We start from the raw sequence: 19,778 nt of genomic DNA on the forward strand, positions 1-19,778 counted from the left end.
TTTAGATATTATGAAAAATTGGATGCTATCTCTTTTCTTGGTACTGACCACTGGTCTTACGCTGTCAGCGCAAAGCACTGTCACGGGAAAAATCACACATGATGGTTTGCAAAGAACTTATCGTTTTTATATCCCACAGAATCTCAATGCCGGCCAGAAACTTCCTCTGGTATTCAATCTTCATGGTCTTGGTTCAAATGGAATCCAACAAGAATTTTACGGAGATTTCAGAAAAATAGCCGATACGGCAGGTTTTTTCATCGTTCATCCGGATGGCACCAAGCATCCTTCACTGGGACAGAATTACTGGAATGTCGGGGTTGAACCTTCAGGCGTTGATGATTTGGGCTTCCTGGAGGCACTTCTGGATACATTGAGCTTTCAGTATCCCATCGATCTCTCGAGGGTCTTTTGTACCGGAATGTCCAATGGTGGTTTTATGAGCTACTTTATGGCCTGTAACAGCGACCGATTTGCTGCTATAGCCTCAGTGACCGGCAGCATGACGACGCCGATGTTGCAAAACTGTGGGCGTAGTACTCCGATCCCTGTCCTGGAGATCCATGGTACTGCGGATGAAGTGGTGCCATATGATGGTTCTTCAGGAGTAGAAAGCATAAATGAAGTCCTGAAGTTTTGGATACAACTCAACAAAACTCCAACCACTCCTCAGGTGATTAAAGTCTTGGACACGAATGTCAACGATAACAGCACAGCCGAACATTACATATATCCAGCTTATGGTAGCTCTGCTTCGGTGGAGCATTTCAAAATTATCGGCGGAGGACATACCTGGCCTGGTGCAATCATCAACATTGGAGTGACCAATCAGGATATTTCCGCCAGCAAAGAAATCTGGAGATTTTTTAGTCAGACCAAAACAACAACGGCAATCAATCAAACTACAGGATTACAAAATCTTGAGGTTCAATATAACACTAATGCGAGTCAGGTCACAATAGTACCGGAGAATTCGGAATCAAGATATGTTGTGTCCTGTCATGATTTACAAGGAAGAGAATATTTTTCAAGGCAGTTGAATGGTCAATCTACTCTTGATCTTTTTGAACTATTACCTGGTTATTACTATCTGCAAATCCGGTCTGCAAACCAATTTAAAATCTTTCGATTTTTCAAACCATAAAGGCTAGATCGCCACAACATTCAAAAAGTGATCGAATTCCAATCAGGACGTGTTGTGAAATAATATCATGACACTCCTCAGACTTACCCGACCTCTGACCTATAAATTTTGGCAATTTTTAAATTTGATGAGAACAGACGAAGGATAAAAAGATAAAAATCCCGATTTTGTCTGCCCATTTCAATCATCATGGATACTTCATGGATACTCTTTCTTTTCAATAATCAAAAACGAATTCCTGCAATTGACACAGAATTATATTCCCGATCTAATACTTTTCCATGGTGAAACGGCAACATCTGTATCAGAAATAGCTTTAGTCTTGACTTGAGAACCCTGTGCCATTTGAATTGATGAAATTCCGGTCCAAAGGTTTTTTCCAGGCAGGTCCACTACTCAAGAAAAATACACTTCCAGTCACTTCTGACCTTGCAATTTGGTCTAAAATAGATCCCAAGAAAAGCGATTCAAAACTCCCTGAAATAACAGGTAGTATGCCGAATTGACATTAGGAGTAATTGATGAAGATGATTGACCGTTTTGGAAAAATATTCTGCGTGCAATCAATAATACAGAGCTTACTGCTTTTTTCGTCTGATATATTTTTGGCCTTCTATCCGCTTGTTCATATCCAAGGAAAACCGATAGCACGGATTTACCTGAAAATGATTGTAAGGAGGATTTATGAGATCCGAAGTTAATTCGGCTGCTTACAGATATCCATATGTGTTAATTCGAGGAATTATTGAAAACAAGGAAAGATATTATTTTATGGATTGTCAATGCGTATCAAAAAATTGGAGAATCTCATGCAGACCAAAAATTCAGATTTGATTTTGTGAAAGATTTATGGGGATATTCCATACCTGGATCCGGTAAAATCCACAATTTCCACCATACACGAAAGACTGAAATTCGTCAAGCTGAAAGAATAAATTTTCTAGCACTATAATTAACAGCTGCAATGGACATCAACTAATCCACTGGTACCTCGAAAAAAAATCCGGGATTAAAAATCACTAGCCAAATTGGCTCCTATATATGCTCTGTTCATCCTGGCAATGTTTTCAAGGCTAATCCCTTTAGGACACTCTGCCTCGCAGGCGCCAACATTGCTACATCTGCCGAATCCTTCCTCATCCATCTGGTGAACCATAGCCAGCACTCTCCTGGAATGTTCCACTTTACCCTGAGGCAGCAATCCTAGATGGGACACTTTGGCGGCTGTAAATAACATCGCAGATCCATTGGGACAGGCGGCAACACAAGCACCACACCCAATACATGCCGCTGCATCGAAAGCCTTACTCGCAGTATCCTTGTCTATTGGGATAGCATTTCCATCCTGTGCCTGGCCAGTATTGACCGAAATATATCCTCCGGATTGGATAATTCTGTCAAAAGAACTGCGATCCACAGTCAGGTCTCTGATCACTGGAAAAGCCTTGGCATGGTAGGGCTCAACTGTGATGGTTTCGCCGTCCTTAAAGAATCTCATATGCAACTGACAGGTAGTGGTCCCTCCCTGAGGTCCATGAGGTCTGCCGTTGATGACCATACTACAAGCGCCACAAATACCTTCCCTGCAATCGTGATCAAAGGCCACCGGTTCTAGCTTTTGTTCGATAAGGTTTTGATTTAACACATCCATCATTTCAAGAAAAGACATGTGCTCATTTGCCTGCACTTTGTATGTCTCCAATTTACCTTCGGTGTCTTTATTTTTTTGTCTCCAAACTTTGAGAGTGAGATTCAGATTTGACATGTTCAGTTTTTTATAAAACTCATTTAAATTTCTTTACTATTAAAATATATTCCTATTTATAAGACCTGGCCACGATTTTGATTACTTCATAATCCAATGGTTCCTTGGTGAGTTGTGGCTCCTGGTCGACATTTGTCCATTCCCAGGCAGCGACATACTTGTAATTTTCGTCATCACGCTTGGTCTCACCATCTGCTTCCTGATATTCTTCCCTAAAATGTCCTCCACAGGATTCATTGCGCTGCAAAGCATCCACTACCATTAGTTCACCGAGCTCCATAAAATCTGCTACCCTCATGGCTTTTTCCAACTCAGGGTTGTACTCCTCCATACTTCCGGGAACAAACACGTCATTCCAGAATTCTTTTCGCAACTCACGAATCATTTCTCTTGCCTTACCCAATCCTTCTTTGTTACGCGCCATTCCGCAGTAATCCCACATGATCTTGCCCAGCTTCTTGTGGAGTGATTCAACAGACTGATTACCTTTAATATCAAGTAATTTTTGCAGACTTTGTCTGACAGACTTTTCTGCATCAATAAACTCAGGACGATTGGTGTCGATGTGCGGCGTTTTGATCTCCTGAGACAGAAATACACCTATCGTATATGGTAAAACAAAATAACCATCTGCAAGCCCTTGCATCAAAGCCGATGCTCCCAATCGGTTGGCACCATGATCCGAAAAATTGCATTCTCCGGTTGCAAACAAGCCCGGTATATTCGTCTCCAGATTATAATCAACCCATAATCCACCCATGGTATAATGAACCGCCGGATAGATTTTCATAGGTGTCTTATACGGATTTTCACCTGTAATTTTTTCGTACATCTCAAAGAGGTTACCATACTTTTCTGATACCTCTTGCTCCCCTAGTTCCCTGATCTTGTCCGCTGTGACATCATGGATTCCCAAGGTATTGGCCTTTGACCGTCCATACCTCTCTATCGCAGAAGAAAAATCAAGAAACACCGCCAGACCGGTAGGCGATACTCCATGGCCCTTGTCACACTCGGTTTTCGCGGCTCTGGAGGCGACATCCCGTGGTACAAGATTACCATAAGCAGGATATCTCCTCTCCAGAAAATAATCTCTATCTTCTTCGGGAATCTGCGATCCTAGTTTTTGACCTTGCTGGATGGCTTTGGCATCCTCTATTTTCTTTGGTACCCATATCCTGCCATCATTTCTGAGGGACTCGGACATGAGCGTTAATTTGGACTGGTAGTCACCGGAAACCGGAATACATGTCGGATGTATCTGGGTAAAGCAAGGGTTGGCCATTAGAGCTCCTCTTTTCACGGATTTCCAGGCAGCTGTAGCATTGGAACCCATGGCATTTGTGCTGAGATAAAATACATTGCCATATCCACCCGTACCAAGTACCACGGCGTGAGCACCAAATCTTTCCAGCTTGCCCGTAAGCAGATTGCGGGCAATGATGCCTCTGGCCTTGCCATCGATGATGACCAAATCCAACATCTCGTGCCTGTTGTACATTTTTACATTTCCCAAAGCAATCTGACGTGACAAGGACTGATAGGCGCCTATCAACAATTGTTGACCGGTCTGCCCCCTTGCGTAGAATGTTCGCGATACCTGAACACCACCAAAAGACCTGTTTTCCAACAATCCACCGTATTCCCTGGCAAAAGGAACACCTTGTGCAACGGCTTGGTCAATAATTGCCGCACTGACTTCAGAAAGACGATATACGTTAGCCTCCCTAGCTCGGTAATCACCGCCTTTGATGGTATCATAGAAAAGGCGGTACACACTGTCTCCGTCGTTTTGATAGTTTTTTGCTGCATTGATTCCTCCCTGAGCTGCAATACTGTGTGCTCTCCGAGGGCTATCATGAAAGGTGAAGCAATGCACGTTGTAACCGAGCTCTCCCAGACTGGCAGCTGCTGCACCTCCTGCGAGTCCAGTACCTACGACGATTACATCCAGTTTTCTTTTATTTGCAGGAGAAACCAGAGGTATGCTGGATTTGTACTTCGTCCATTTGGAAGCGAGTTCTCCTTGAGGAATTTTTGAATTTAATGACATAAAACCGCAATTTTTATATTCCCGGACTTTCTCCGGTCTTGGTTTTTACAATGAATTATTGATTGCTGAAATATACAATGATTGGAATTGCAGCAAAACCCAGAGGAATGAGTATAGAATAAACCAATGCCACAAACTTAATCAAAGGCTGATACTTTTTGTGACTGATACCCAAAGTCTGAAAAGCGCTCCAAAATCCATGTGCCAGGTGAAAGGCGAGTACCAGCATCGAAACGACATAAAAAGCGACAAACAGAGGGTTGGAAAACACTTCTATACAAGGTTTGTACAAATTGTACACTTTATGGTCAAGCGAGGTATATTCCACTTGCTCCAATACTCCCATTTTCATTTGCAACCAAAACTGGTACAGGTGAATCATCAAAAATATAAAAATGATTGCCCCAAAATGCATCATATAACGGGATGCCCAATGCAAGCCGATATTAGAGTTGACAGCGTACTTGCTCCCCTTGGCTCCACGATTTTTTATAAAGAGCAGAGTACCTTGAATTGCATGTACTAAAATAGACAAATAAAGGACATAGGAGACGATTTTGATCGGAACAAAATGCGTCATAAGGTAAGCGTAAGTGTTAAATGCTTCACCTCCGTCTGACTTCAAAAGCTGTAAATTTCCGAGCAAGTGAATAATGAGAAATACCATTAAAAATATGCCCGACAAACTCATAATCAGCTTTTGGCCAATCGAGGAAGTTAAAAACCTGGATAACCAACCCATGAGTAGTAAATTTTTGAGTTGTTGCAAAGCTACTTCTCAAATTCTTAAATTCATACATCAATTTGACAAACCTTTCGCGGATTACCTGTAAGCGCCTTTTGCGCTCAAAAAGATCATTTGCCTTTCCTCTCTGCTTGGAAACAAAGCATGATCGTTTTTATATATTTCAGAATTTTGGATCGAAATATCCCTATTTTGTCCTATAAAATTTTTAATTAAAAAAAATGTCTTCCACCGGCTCATTTTTCACCTTACACCCACCAGGGAAGGAACAAAACAACTCAACTCAATGCTTTATCCTTAATTTCAGACACAAAGGATTATGTTTCATAGGGAATAGATAAATTTGCAACCGCGTGCAACGTTTTGGTAGCCTACTGAGTATTTACCTATATGAAAAGCCTCTTTCATCAGAAATTCATATTCCTTGGTATCTGTCTCCTGACCATTTTATTGGCGGGCTGCAGACAAACGGACGAGGTGGATACTAAAGTAGACATACCTTTTCCGCCCAAGTATATCCAATCCAATCTCACAGGTTCAGTCTTCGATGCTTATGGCAAGGCTGTTATCGGGGCTAAAGTGAGTGTAGGCAAGGAAAGTACAGAAACAGATGAATATGGTCATTTTCAGTTCTCAAATGTGTGGGTCTCGGATCCACAAGATCATTTGATCGTTTCGAAAGATGGTTTCTTCATGGAACAAGTTAGTGTCCATGCTTTTGCAGGGGATTACAGTTACCAGCAAATCGGTTTGGTAGATAAAATATTTTCCAGTTCTTTTTCTAGTGATTCTCCTGCGACATTTGATTATGCCGGTGTTTACGATGTCAATATTCCTGCACAGGCTTTGGTCACTGCCAATGGTTCAAGTTTCTCAGGTATCTATAAAGTCTCTGCCAAATATTCACTTCAAAAAGGCATTGATGCAAACCAAAATTTAGTTTTTACAGACAAGGGTTCAGCAAATCTATTGTCAGAGACCGGTGGCTTTGCTATGGAATTCAGGTCTGTAAAAACAAATGAAAGACTTTTTCTGAGCAAAGAAATAGAATTTTTCCTACCAAGCTCTATGGTTCAGGATGATCAACATGCTGCTATAGTTTACGAGCTTGACTTGCGCAAATGGTCACCTACAGAGATACACAAAAACTCAGAAGGTCGCACATATTTAAATTTGAAAAAAACAGATTTCATTTCAATTGGAAAGAAATCAGAGTTCAGCATTGTGGAAGGAACTGCAAAAACTAAAAAGGGATGGGGCTTGGCATTTTCAGAACTGGAGACACAAGATCAACATTCCAGATCACAAAATACGCTAACTAGTGCTTCAGGACGCTTCAGATGGGTACTACCGTCCGATAATCAGTATCAGCTTAGCGTGGAAAGCACCTGCAAGGACCACATCTATTCGGCATCTTTTCAGACCCAAAAAACTCATCAGAATTTCGACATTGTGTGCGATTCAAATTCGATTGAGGCATATGCATTAAATGGATTTGCCCTCGACTGCAATGGGCTTACGATTACAAATGGATACTTGAGAGTGGAATTCGACCAAAATAGTATTGTCGATTTCCCAATACATGGAGATGGAAATTTCCACTTCAATATTTTTCCCTGTGCCAATGAAAAATTAATAGTGTCTGTAATTCATCCAGAAACAAGTGAAAGAAGTTCACCTCTTGAAATCAGTACAAATACCAAGCGAACCTTAGACCTTCGGATTTGTGAAAATAAATCAATGGGTCTAGCCAGATTTGTAATTGAAACTGTGGACACAATATTCATGAACTGCAGGGTTAAAATAATTTCACAGCCCAATCAGACGAATGCAGTATTTATATTCGAATTTGGTAGTGAATCAAATCAATTTGCAGAGAGAATATTCCTGGAAAGGTCAGCGCATCCGCAGGGTGGCCAATTGTGGAAAATCACTCAAGGTACTTTTCTATATGACAAGTACATTTTCAAAGAGGTAATCAGTCCACCTGAAATGCAATTTATTCAGGATGGAAATTTTAAAATATTAGAATGTTCTCTTCCTAATCTGGCAGTACAGAATAGAACAACTCAGCAAAACAGCATATCATCCTTGATTTATTTCAAAGCAGTAATCAACTGAATTCAGTTCCCGAATGGTCCAACAATCCCAGGATGATCTCCAACAATTAATTTCTGACTGCAAAGCCAATGACAGGCTTGCACAGAAGAAACTATTTGAATTGACATCTCCAAAAGTCATGAGTACATGCAAGAGATACTGTTTTGACCGGGAGCAGGCTAGAGATTTATTTCAAGAGAGTTATATACGCATATTCAAAAACATAGATCAATTCAATCTAACTTTAGGTAATCTGGATGCATGGGTTTATACTATCACAAAAAATGTTGTATTCGATTATTTAAAAAAGAATAAAATTAAGTTTACTGAACTAGATTCATCAGTAGATTTGAATGAAGAAGAAGAATTTCAAAATTACGACCTTGATTCACAATCTCTGTTGGATTTGATAAAACAATTGCCTGAAGGTTACAGAACCATACTCAACATGTACGTATTTGAAGAAATGAGTCACAAAGAGATCGCAGACGTCCTTCAAATCAAAGAATCTAGTTCCAGATCTCAATACATGAGAGCGAAACTCTCTCTAAAAAAAATTATTGAAAACCATATTTCGCATCAATATGAAAAAACAATCATTTGAAACTTGGTTAAGAAACATCTTCTCTTCTCACAAAGAAACGATAAACTTGGATGAAGAATGGGATTTGTTATTGCCTCATCTGGAAGAAAAAAAGAAATCGAGACGATTTCTCTTTCCTTTTTGGTGGCTGGGTATTGCAACTACTTTCGTTTTATTGGGCTATGGCATTTACATATCAATACCAACATCTGAAAATCAGTATGGATCGATTGATACTGCAAAACATAAAATATCTGCGCTCTCAGATAACTCAATTGCATCGCCAGCAGTTAATCCAAATGACAATGCAAGCCAAAATTCTGAACTCACTTCTGAAAATGAAGAAAATTTATTAGTGCCATATAATACCCCAAATCCAAAATCTGCAACAGTGCAAACAAGCAAACAAAAAAATAAAATTTCGGATGTAAAATTTCAATTTAATTATACCTCAAACAAGAATCAAGACCTTTCATCCCAAACCACAACAAATCCAATAAATAATAGTACTGTTGTGCTCATCCAAAACTCTCCTCTTTCGAATAATGACATGTTACCATCCTTACTGATAACAAAAAAAGAGGAAGTCATCCCACTTCACACCGGCAGCATGGAAACAATTAATAGTCTCATGCAAACCATTGCAATCAATCATTATCCGGACGACCTTCCTTTGGTGAAAATGGCTGAACATAAACTGGATCCGATCAAAAAAGCATCTAAGTTTTTGCTTGCAGTAGAAGTGTATAACGGATTTTTGACACAACATTTCAAAGGATATGGAAGTCAAAAAACAGGCCGGTCAGAAACAGAAACAGCATTGTGGAGACATTCGTGGAAAGCTTTGGCAGAATACTCATTTATGCCTCATTGGAGAGTAAGTACGGGAATGGATTACAGGTGGGATTTAATTTCGTTTTCCCAGAATTTCAAGGACACATCCGAGGTTTGGATGTCTGGCCAGATTATTTCAGAAAAAACAAATTCGCTTGGACAGACGAATAGAGATACAGGAACAATCCAAGTGAAGCAATATTCGCAAATCAATAGAAGACTCAATAATTACCGCACCGGAATCTCGATTCCGATTCAATTGCGTTATGCGCGTTCACTCTACAATAGTTTGGATTTCTCAGCAAATATTGGAGTTCTTATCCCTGTATATACACAAGGATCAGGGAGAATCATTAAGACTGGGGCACATGATATTCAACTTCAGGATTATGCAGATTTTACAAAAAAATCTCCATGGACATGCAACGTTTCTATGGGTGTAGAGGTAATCTATCATATACGTCGCAGATGGGATCTAAACGTAGGGCTCCAAAGACAAATGGAAATGAGTCTCTCCAAAACTACGGAGAATTCAGTTCAGGAAACTTACAGTTCCTGGGGACTGGTTTCCGGAATAAGAATGAAGTTTTAAACGAAAATAAAAAAGGCCGGCGGGCATGCCGACCTCCAGATCAATTGCTTAATCTATTTAATTCACACATAAAAGTAATCAATTATGACTATTATTTCAAGACACATGCCACAAAAATTATTACTCATATTCCTGTTGTGGACATCGTTATCTGGATTTTTCTCAGCAAATGCTCAGTGTAATCCGGACATTGAACCACCTTCTGTTTCACCAATAGGAAAATATGATATTCCACTAGACACCCTCCAAAACTATAGGCTCCATGCAAAAGAACTCGTAAGTTTTGTCTTTGACAATTGCACTCCATTGGACCAAATCAACTTTTCTTTTCATCCTCGCAGCTCAGACAGTATTCTGATCATCTCAAGGAATTCAAATTTCCCGATGACTATCATTTGTTATATAAGTGATCTTAGTGGCAACACTACAGCAGTCACAAGCCAAGTATCCATTATTAATTGTCCTGTTTCAATGGTATGTTTAGATGAAGTCAATATTGCGGTGCCTCCCGGAAAAAATATTAATGCAGAACCTGGCTTATTTTTGGCAGGTAGCTATTGTCCCGATAGAAAATATAAAATTGAATACTTGAAAAGCGACCCTAATACCACTTATTGGACTGAACTAACTATCATCAATGATCAATTACCAAGCCGATTCCAATTTAGAATTATAGATAGCAAGACACTAAATTCTTGCTGGGGAATTGCAAAGCTTTCTAAATACGATTGCGATCTTATTGAAAATTTTAAATTTAATTGTACAGAAAAAATAATTCCAATTACTTCCAGCAGTTCGCCAAGTGCTATTGGTGTACCCATTGATCCAAGATTTAAAGTAAACATTCAAGGCAAAAACATTCTAGCAATTTTAGATTCCAGTCAATGTGGTTCAATATTAATGACATACAAAGACAGTGTTGAAAACCTGGATTGTTCTAATCCATTCACAGCAATATTACGCAGAAACTGGATAGCTCAATTGCCCAATGGACAGTTTACCACTTGTACACAAATCATCAAAGTTATTCGACAAATAGATCCTAACTTTCCGCTACTGCAACCAGTCGCAAAATTCGATTGCTCCAATAGCTGGAAAAAACTATCCAATGGAGCACCTGATCCTGAATCTTCGGGCTTTCCTGTAGCTGTCAGCAGTAATTTGAACTATAGTTTTACTGACTCTGCAGTAGTAAACAATTCAAATTGCGCTGACTTTACAAGCTATTATAGAAAGTGGACCATCGAAGATTTGTGTACCCAAACCATTTACAACAAAACTCAGACCATTGAAGTGTCTTGCTCTCTTGACAACGATGTTCCCATCGCAAATTGTGTACAAATTTTGACAATTGATCTTCAAAATTTATCGCAAGCAACTGTTTGGGCTGATGATTTTGACAATGGAAGCTATGACGTATGTAGTTCAGTTTCGTTTAGCTTTGATCGATTAGGTACAGAATCAACAAAGACTATCAACACACCCTTAGGAGAACAAGATATTCACCTCAATGTATTTGTCACTGACGAATCAGGTAATGTAAGCATGTGTACAACTACACTGCACGTTATTGGTAAACCAACACAATCAGGGAAAACCGCTTTCATTGGAGGCAATGTACTTGATTACTATCTCAATCCAAGGCATTTGGTAAATCAGTTTGATTTTACTTTTGATCCCGGAAATCAGAATCCTTTAATTCAATTAGCAAACTGTAGCCCTATAGATTCAGGAAATAATTATCAAACTTGTATTGACACAAACTATCATATCACCTCTGGCTATCTTCATCCAAAATACAATATGAACTGGCGGCTGAATGGAATAAGTGCGGCAGACATTGCTTATATAATGAAGTATTTATTTGGAAATAGCAAATTAAATGCTTTCCAAAAAATCGCCGCAGATGTGAATTGCGATGATGAGATCAATGTATATGACTTATTTGATATTCGCAGAATAATACTTGGTCTTATAAATCAATTTAGTTGTAATTCCGTACAATGTTACACAGCTGATCCAAAAAATCCTCAATTGTTGAGTTCAACTCTACTTACAGGCTTACCACGCAAAGATGTTGACTTTGTGGCCGTATTGAAAGGTGATGTAAATAGTACAGGTTATCTCTTTAAAGATGAAAAAATCAATGCTAGAGAGGGATTGGAATTCCAATTTTTTATAGAAGAACAAAATCTTGAGGCCGGAAAAACCTACGACTTGTGGCTACAGACAAACAAATCTTACAACTTGTATGCTTTTCAAATTGGACAGTTGTTTGATTCTACAAAAATATCCCTCAAAAATATTCAAGGAAATTTACCGAATATTGATCTGGTTCCGCAAGTAGATTATATAATCAATTCCAGTGATTGGAGAAGTTTTGTAATGTCTCCTTCAGCATCTATTTTTAATGTTCAAGGATCGTTCATCAAACTCACCATACAATGTTTGAAATCCTGCAGAGTTAGTGAGGCCTTTGACATAAGACAATATCCGATTCCGCTTTTGGTCATTGACGAAAATCTGGAACTCGCTGCACCGGTTCTCACCATTGGCACGACTACTGCGAACAATGATGTAGACAATGAACCAAAATCAGAGTTGCTTCTTCAACCAAATCCTGTCAATCTTACAGCTGTCATCAAAGGAAAATTGAAAGGAACCCAAGCAGATCTCAAGATAGCTAGCACAACAGGAACAATATTATTGAACCGCAAGCTGAAGATCACAGAAGGTCTTGTCTACGAAAATGTGGATGAATTCAGTTCCCTCGCACCGGGAGTTTATACAGCAATGATCCAATCAGATGTAGAACAAATCAGTCTAAGATTTGTGAAACAATGATCGATTCAGATTTTACCTATCACATTTTTAATATAAAAAGGCGTTCAGATGGACGCCTTTTTTATTGTACCGAATCATCTTTTTCCAAAGTACATTGTTGAATCATCATTATGAATACTAAAAATGTTAAAAAGATATACAGTGCACCAACAGCTCATTTTGTAGGAGACGGATTTTTAGTACACAATTTCATACCATCACAAGCTGGTCTGAGCATGGAAGAAATGAATCCATTTATCCTATTAGATTACAATGCTCCTCACTATTTCGAACCTTCTAAAACTCCTCGCGGGGTAGGAATACATCCACATAGAGGATTTGAAACAGTGACATTTGCCTATAAAGGAAAAGTAGAACACCAAGACAATTCAGGTGGAGGTGGGATAATAGCAGAAGGCGACATTCAATGGATGACAGCTGGATCCGGAATCTTACACCAGGAATTTCATGAAAAAGAATGGAGTGAAAAAGGTGGAGATTTTCAAATGGTCCAGCTTTGGATCAATCTGCCCTCAAGTTCAAAAATGACTGCACCTCAATACCAAAGCATTTCCGGTAAGAATATTCCTATGATTTCCTTACCTGAGGAAGGAGGAAACTTAAAAGTGATTGCAGGCCAATACAAAGGTATCGACGGTATTGCCAGGACTTTTACTCCGATCCATATTTTGCAATTGAGTTTGTATTCAAACAAATCCATACGTCTGGAATTTCCAAAACACTACAGGACTGCATTGTTGGTACTTGAAGGAGAAATAAAAATAAATGACGACCAATCCGTAAAAAACAATCAATTGGTTCTTATGTCATATGACGGTGATGAATTCGACATCAGCAGTTCAAAAGATGCGACTGTTTTAATTTTATCGGCACTGCCTTTGGATGAACCTATTGCTGCGTACGGTCCATTTGTGATGAACACAAACGAGGAAATTATTCAAGCGGTGGAAGACTTTCGCAATGGCAGATTTGACATAACGCAAAAGAAATAATACAAGTAACTCTTTATAAAGAAAAACTGATAGAAATTAACTATTGATCGTAAAACAGATCTCCACAGTTCTTCCATCATTAGAAAAAACAAGTTGATCTGACAATTTTTGCATCAAGAATACACCTCGACCACCGCATCTGTCGAGATTCTCAGGGAGCGTAGGATCCGGAATAGCCTGGGGATCGAATCCGCTACCTTCGTCAGATACGCGGAACGTGATGAATTGAGGACCATAAACGGTCTTGAGATTCACAAATTTGTTTTCATCAGATTTATTACCGTGTATGATGGCATTATTGACAGCTTCGGTCAGTGTCACGAGTACATTCGGGTATATGCGTTTGTCCAGATGATACTCGTCAAAAATCCGATCCAAATATCCTTCGATCAGACAAATGTTAGCCGGCAATGATGCAATTCTAATCATTAACGGGATTTCAGACTTTGATAATAATCTTCGACCAACTTCTTGTAGAAGGGTTTCAGATCCGGAGATACTTGCTTGAACCATTCTGTTTCTGCTTGACGCTGTTTGATATATTCTTCGAGCTGTGGCGGAAATTTTCGATCAATATTCGTACCAGTTTCTGATTTTCTCTCCTCTTTGTATTCTCGTTCTCTTTCTGCTCTTTCAGCCTCCAGAAGTCTAGTGGTTATTTCTTGTTGCCTTTTGAGCGTTTCATTTGTAAGCTGCTTGTTGACCAACTCCTTTTCTGTTTTGTTCATTTCGTTCTGGATGTCCTTCAGTTGGCCTCCTCCCTCTCCACGCTCTTTCTTCTCTTGTTCGAGTTCCTGGAGCATTTTTCTGAGCTGTGCTTGTTTAGCAGCAAGCTCTGCAAACTCTTTGCTCAACTTCCCTTCGCCGTTCTGCATTTTTTGTTGCAGCTTTTTCATATCATCACCAAGTTTTGTTTGCCCCTGAGAAATTTTATCACTCGGACTTTTACTCTTTCCAGGCTTCTTTCCGGTACCACCGGGTTTGTTACAGGAACCGTTTCCGGGCTTATTACAGGATGCAGCTTTCTTCTGTTTTTTAGATAGAGTTTCTGAGAGCATCACAGCAAGGTCATTCGCATTTTTCATCACTCGATGCTGATTTCCGCTCGCCGCTGAGACTGATCTGGCTTCAAGGTGATTTATGGTCTGTTTAAAATTGTCATTGATCTCATCGACCTTGTCCATCACATAAGTTGAAATCTCAAAAACTCGCTTGCTTAGTTCTGTCAAAGTATCCTCGATGAGTCTAAAATTGTCTTTTAACCTGAATTGATCCTGCACCAACGATACATAATGTGGTGTCTGAGGATTGGTTTGTGACATTTCTTTGATCAACGACTCCTGATCAAAAGACAGTGCAACCAAATTTTCCAACAACTGCCTGATGACTTTTATATCTTCTTCGTGTTGTTCCTTTTCTCCTGATTGCATTTCTTGTTCCATCGATTCAGCCTGCTCTTCCATTTTATTTGCTGCCTCTTTTTGTTTTTCTGACGCAGATGAGTTTTCAGACTTATTCAACTTATCCTTAGACTGCTCCATATCTTTCTTGATACTTTCACTCTCAGCTTTACGATCCTTGATATCCTTTGGTTTCTCTAGCTCTTTGTTCTTCTTTTGGATATCTTCTTGTTTTTTCTGAATATCGTCAAACTTCTTGTTGAGTTCATCTTGTTTCTTTTCCAGGTTTTCTTTAGACTCTTCTTTTTTCTCTGTTTTTTCAGCAAGCTTTTTCTGCTCATCTGCCAATTCCCGCAACTTATCTATCTCGTCTTTTCTTGTTTTTTCCAATTCCAGTTCTTTGAATAATTCAAGGAGGCGATCCATCTCTTTGGTCAATTCCTGAGTTTTATTTTCAAATTTTTCTGACATCTGAACAGCCTGATCTTTGTTCAACTCCTGCATGAGATCTTGGATCTGTTTCATGAGTTGCTTCATTTCATCAGACATAGATTCATTCATCATTTTTTGTAATTGCTGTTGTTTTTCCAGTAGATTTTCGTCAGGCTGGCTATGTTGATTTTGGTTTTTTAGATTGTCGTCAAACTTTTTCTTTGCATCCTCAAAATTTTTCTGGATGTCTTCTTGTTCCTTCATAAGTTTTTCGAGATCCTTTTTATTTTGCCACTGAACGTCTTTTTCCTGCAGCATTTTATTTTTGAAGTCAGCTAGTTTTTGTTGTAATTTTTTGGCATCCCTTACTGATTTCTCCATCTCTGCTTTGATGTCAGCATTATTTTGTTCTTCCTGCTTTGTCATCTCTTCGGTGGAACGTTGTCTAAACTCAAGCATGCTGCTCTTTGAGGATTTGCTTCCATTGACCGCATCATTATCCCAAATTTCAAAATAATAACTCACCATGTCTCCCGGAAGGAGATTCAGTGTTGTCATATCAAAGACATGTCTGAAAGCCGAATTTGTGCCTTGTCCGGATTGTAAGTTTACTGGTACTTTTTGCAAAGCTTCCGGCTGGCCGTTTGCATGTTTGATTTGGTACAAAAATTCAAGTCTATTCAGGCCATAATCATCCGATGCATCCCCTGCGAGGTAAACTACTTTTGTGTCGGTACTGTCTTGAAAAGGATCCACCCTGATTTCAGGATATTGGTCAGGAATGATACTGATCGAATAAGTCACAGAATCATAAGAATCTGCTTCTGCATTTTTAAAATAAAGTGTGTACGATTGATCTTTCATCGCTCTATAAGAAGATTGAAAGCTATTCTCTCCACTCCGCTGAAGTTCATTGTTCCACTGATTGCCCCAACGCACTTTCAATTCATCTGCATTTATCGTATTCCAAAGAAAATCGACACGAGTGCCTTGAGGAACATTCAAATCACCTGTATTCCGAAGTGTCTCGTTTTTTCTCCCAGTGTATCCCGGATAATTCAACTTCGCATCAAATCCTTCTAACACTGCCTGCCTGATGACTTTCAATTGAAAAGCGGATGATTCTATTTCACCTGATTTCAGTTTAAACTCAGTGTCGTGTTGGATATTGTTGAAAGTATAGCTATACTCGTCGTCAGAAATTTTCTGCATTCGATAAGGAAACTGATCAATTACGATAAAGGCTTCCGAAGGCATGACAGTTCCACTGACTTTTGCATGTATCGTAAAATCAGAATTCTGCCTTGCTTTGAGCTCTTGAGCCGAAAGTTCAAAATGGAATAATGCCTCACGTTCAAACTCCTTGTCATTTTGAATTAATCTTGTAGTTGGATCTTTGATCAGCGAAGGAGACCACAGCCACAGTGAACCCAGGAGGAACAATGGCAGTATCGCATATTGAATGTATTTTCTGTTCTTCTGGAGGTCTATGGCGGCGACAAATGGAACGGGTTTAAGTTCTGAAGCTTTTTGCTGGATACTCGCATCGATCAGCGTGCGATCGGTATAACCTACGGACTGAGATTTAAGTTGAAGTACGTTGATCAACTTATCCTTAACATTAGAGAAATGCGTGCCTATGATTTTAGCGGCTTCTTCCTGGCTGATGAGTTTGCCCAGTTTAAAATAATGCATCATCGGTGTGATCACCCAATGCCACAAACTGAGTCCAAAGAGTCCAATAAAACTAAAAAATAAAATTTTCCTGACTGCCTTAGAAAAATAGAAATAATGTTCAAGCAAGTTGAAAGCTAGGAACACTACTGTAACGAGCCCTATAAAATAAAGACTACCGCGGATCAGTTGATTGATATAATACTTCCGCGTGAAAGCATCCACCTTGTGGATGAGTTCTTCATAATAATTTTGGTTCCACTGCATAATTCTCCTTCAATCTGTTGAACGTAAGAAAAGGTTTAAAAATTCCCGGTAGCTGTCTAATCTAACAACCAGAAAGATGCATAGTTGAAAAATGATCAAGCACTGATCTGGAAGTCCCTCAATGCATCATTGAGGGATACTTTTTTATCTGTAGATTCCTTGCGTTGACCTATGATCAGAGCACAAGGCACCTGATAATCGCCAGCAGGATATGATTTGGTATAAGAACCGGGTATCACCACAGACCTTGCTGGTACGCGCCCCTGGTAGCGTATCGGTTCCGGACCTGTCACATCGATGATATAAGTCGATCCTGTGATGACGACATTGGCTCCGAGAACTGCTTCACTTTCTATGACCGCCCCTTCTACGATGATGCACCTGGATCCTATGAAACAGTTATCTTCAATGATGTTGGGTTGTGCCTGTGGAGGTTCGAGGACACCACCGATACCAACACCGCCTGCAAGGTGAACATTGCTACCGATTTGTGCACAGGAGCCGACAGTGGCCCATGTGTCGACCATGCTTCCTGATCCGACATAAGCACCTATATTGACATAACTGGGCATGAGGATAGCTCCTTTTTCGATAAACGAACCATATCTGGCAATCGCATGAGGCACCGCTCTAACGCCGATTTCTTCGTAATTGCCCTTCACAGGGATTTTATCATAAAAAGTGAGATCACCTGCACGGATATATCTGTTTTGTGAGATGGGAAAATACAAGAGGATGGCTTTCTTCACCCAATCGTTCACCTTCCAATTTCCCGGACTGATACATTCAGCAACCCGGAGCTTTCCGTTGTCCAGCAGAGCAATGGTCTCTTGAATAGCATCCTGTACTATTTTATCTTGCAACAGATTTCTGTCCTGCCAAGCTGATTCTATGGTTTGTAATAATGGATTCATTTTTTTTGACTAATAACTGTATGAAAATGCAAGAATAGTGGAAAATCCACCAATAAAAAATCCAAGAGCGATTTCTTCAAGATAATGCGCTTCCCGAATCATTCTGGCAGTACCTATTATCCCACTGATGGCTAAAGTAGAAACGATGAGAGAATTCAAATGAAAACCGGATACTTGATTTGCATGAAATCTCAAATAAAATAAACCGTCTTCTGAAAAAGAAAATCTTATAAAAAAAAGCAGCATGACCAATGCTCCTGCTCCAACCATATGCAGACTGATTTTGATCCAGTTGTTTAACACAAAACTCAGTGCAAGAGAGATCACCGAGGCGAGGAGAAAAGTCTGAAAAACTTTTGGAATATTATTTTGATTTTTTAAATTGATGAACAACCAAAAATAAAAAATCATGCACAGTATAAGTGGTGCGATTCTCTCAAATTTTTGCGTCATCTCGAGGCTTTTGATAAAGCCTGTTTTCAATAAAAGAAAAATTCCTATCGCAGGAATAAAAATGGTGTAAATAAAAACATACAACATGATCAGATGCGCATCTTGCCAGTATATCACCGAAAACCAGTGTGGTTTTATCAATAGCATGGCTGACAATCCATAAAATACAGAAAACAGCGGATGAAACAGAATGGAAACCAATTGAGCTGACCACTTCATAGATTAAGGTTGCTTATAGATTTTCGAATCATTGAGAGCCCAATTGTAGTCTAGATATTTCATTTTGGTTTTTGGATGAGGGAAAGCTTCGGGAACATATTTTTTGATAAATTTCTTCACACCTTCAATTCCTCCGAAATCAGAAGCGTACCATTTAAAAATCATCGATAATGACGACCCGGAAGGTTCATACTGATTTCTATTTGGATCTTTTAAAAATCTCAGGCAAGCATCATCCATCTGTGCATCCAAATCACGAGCGACAAAGGCCTCTCGTCTCAGCTTAGGGCAAGAATAAGAAGCACATACCAGACAGGCATGGATGCGGGGATCCGGATATTTCTTCCTTAAAATGTTATGTTCAATTTCATTCAAATTGATCGTCCGACCATTCCAGGGGATGAAATTGATGTCCCAAACAGAATTGATTTTTGGTATTTTGCCACCAATTTCTTTGATGGAACGCACAGGATAATGCTGGAGAATTAAAGCAATCGTGTATGCATTATAAGCATTGATCCAATAAGCCGTGATCTCTGAACGCGACCATGAGGATTGAGGTGGATAAGCTTGTAGGCTTGCCAAATATTTTGTGAGTCCATCTCTGTCATTCCTCCAAGACTGATAATCTACAAACCCGTTTTCGTCGACAAATTTGTTCAGTTCAATGGTCCAACTGTCATGAGAAGGCTGAGTGCTGAGCCCACCACCAAAAAACAGTATTCCGAATAATATTGCAAATCCTGGAAGATGCATGTAGCAAAGGT

Annotated in this window: 14 protein-coding genes; 6 read left to right on the forward strand and 8 right to left on the reverse strand. The window is 39.4% G+C overall.

Annotated elements, in window-relative coordinates:
• The first annotated feature begins 10 nt into the window (after positions 1 to 10).
• The gene (locus IPI99_01050) at positions 11 to 1,144 is read left to right on the forward strand and encodes a prolyl oligopeptidase family serine peptidase (protein MBK7339094.1); all 1,134 of its coding nucleotides are present in this window, start codon (positions 11 to 13) and stop codon (positions 1,142 to 1,144) included.
• Positions 1,145 to 2,153: 1,009 nt separating this feature from the next.
• Here the strand turns inward: IPI99_01050 and IPI99_01055 are convergent.
• The 3 genes from IPI99_01055 to IPI99_01065 are packed head-to-tail and all read right to left on the reverse strand — an operon-like array spanning position 2,154 to position 5,704.
• On the reverse strand, positions 2,154 to 2,909 hold the full coding sequence (locus tag IPI99_01055; GenBank protein ID MBK7339095.1) for a succinate dehydrogenase/fumarate reductase iron-sulfur subunit: 756 nt from the start codon (positions 2,907 to 2,909) through the stop codon (positions 2,154 to 2,156).
• Between the two features lie 52 nt (positions 2,910 to 2,961).
• The gene (locus tag IPI99_01060; GenBank protein MBK7339096.1) at positions 2,962 to 4,962 is read right to left on the reverse strand and encodes a fumarate reductase/succinate dehydrogenase flavoprotein subunit; all 2,001 of its coding nucleotides are present in this window, start codon (positions 4,960 to 4,962) and stop codon (positions 2,962 to 2,964) included.
• A gap of 55 nt (positions 4,963 to 5,017) precedes the next feature.
• On the reverse strand, positions 5,018 to 5,704 hold the full coding sequence (locus IPI99_01065; GenBank protein ID MBK7339097.1) for a succinate dehydrogenase cytochrome b subunit: 687 nt from the start codon (positions 5,702 to 5,704) through the stop codon (positions 5,018 to 5,020).
• A gap of 393 nt (positions 5,705 to 6,097) precedes the next feature.
• Here IPI99_01065 and IPI99_01070 point away from each other — a divergent pair, with 393 nt between their 5' ends.
• The 5 genes from IPI99_01070 to IPI99_01090 all read left to right on the forward strand — a co-directional run bounded on the left by IPI99_01070 (position 6,098) and on the right by IPI99_01090 (position 13,652).
• A complete protein-coding gene (locus IPI99_01070; protein MBK7339098.1) occupies positions 6,098 to 7,828 on the forward strand; it encodes a carboxypeptidase regulatory-like domain-containing protein in 1,731 nt (576 codons plus the stop codon).
• Positions 7,829 to 7,841: 13 nt separating this feature from the next.
• A complete protein-coding gene (locus IPI99_01075; protein ID MBK7339099.1) occupies positions 7,842 to 8,411 on the forward strand; it encodes a sigma-70 family RNA polymerase sigma factor in 570 nt (189 codons plus the stop codon).
• The gene (locus tag IPI99_01080) at positions 8,392 to 9,816 is read left to right on the forward strand and encodes a hypothetical protein (GenBank protein ID MBK7339100.1); all 1,425 of its coding nucleotides are present in this window, start codon (positions 8,392 to 8,394) and stop codon (positions 9,814 to 9,816) included. The genes IPI99_01075 and IPI99_01080 overlap by 20 nt, the downstream gene beginning before the upstream one ends.
• A gap of 84 nt (positions 9,817 to 9,900) precedes the next feature.
• Complete coding sequence (locus IPI99_01085) at positions 9,901 to 12,660, forward strand: hypothetical protein (GenBank protein MBK7339101.1); 2,760 nt, start codon at positions 9,901 to 9,903, stop codon at positions 12,658 to 12,660.
• 110 nt (positions 12,661 to 12,770) lie between these two features.
• A complete protein-coding gene (locus IPI99_01090) occupies positions 12,771 to 13,652 on the forward strand; it encodes a pirin family protein (GenBank protein MBK7339102.1) in 882 nt (293 codons plus the stop codon).
• A 36-nt stretch (positions 13,653 to 13,688) separates the two neighbouring features.
• Here the strand turns inward: IPI99_01090 and IPI99_01095 are convergent, their stop codons facing one another.
• The 5 genes from IPI99_01095 to IPI99_01115 form a co-directional block, all read right to left on the reverse strand.
• The gene (locus tag IPI99_01095; GenBank protein ID MBK7339103.1) at positions 13,689 to 14,081 is read right to left on the reverse strand and encodes an ATP-binding protein; all 393 of its coding nucleotides are present in this window, start codon (positions 14,079 to 14,081) and stop codon (positions 13,689 to 13,691) included.
• Positions 14,081 to 17,425, reverse strand: coding sequence for a DUF4175 family protein (locus tag IPI99_01100; GenBank protein MBK7339104.1), 3,345 nt, complete (start codon positions 17,423 to 17,425; stop codon positions 14,081 to 14,083). Before IPI99_01100 ends, IPI99_01095 begins: the two co-directional genes overlap by 1 nt.
• A gap of 95 nt (positions 17,426 to 17,520) precedes the next feature.
• Complete coding sequence (locus tag IPI99_01105; GenBank protein ID MBK7339105.1) at positions 17,521 to 18,339, reverse strand: 2,3,4,5-tetrahydropyridine-2,6-dicarboxylate N-succinyltransferase; 819 nt, start codon at positions 18,337 to 18,339, stop codon at positions 17,521 to 17,523.
• A 9-nt stretch (positions 18,340 to 18,348) separates the two neighbouring features.
• Entirely contained in the window at positions 18,349 to 19,011 is a 663-nt protein-coding gene (locus IPI99_01110) for a hypothetical protein (protein ID MBK7339106.1), read from the reverse strand.
• Between the two features lie 3 nt (positions 19,012 to 19,014).
• Entirely contained in the window at positions 19,015 to 19,767 is a 753-nt protein-coding gene (locus tag IPI99_01115; protein ID MBK7339107.1) for a DUF547 domain-containing protein, read from the reverse strand.
• Positions 19,768 to 19,778 lie beyond the last annotated feature (11 nt).

This window comes from Saprospiraceae bacterium (genome assembly GCA_016710235.1).
GTDB lineage: Bacteria > Bacteroidota > Bacteroidia > Chitinophagales > Saprospiraceae > Vicinibacter.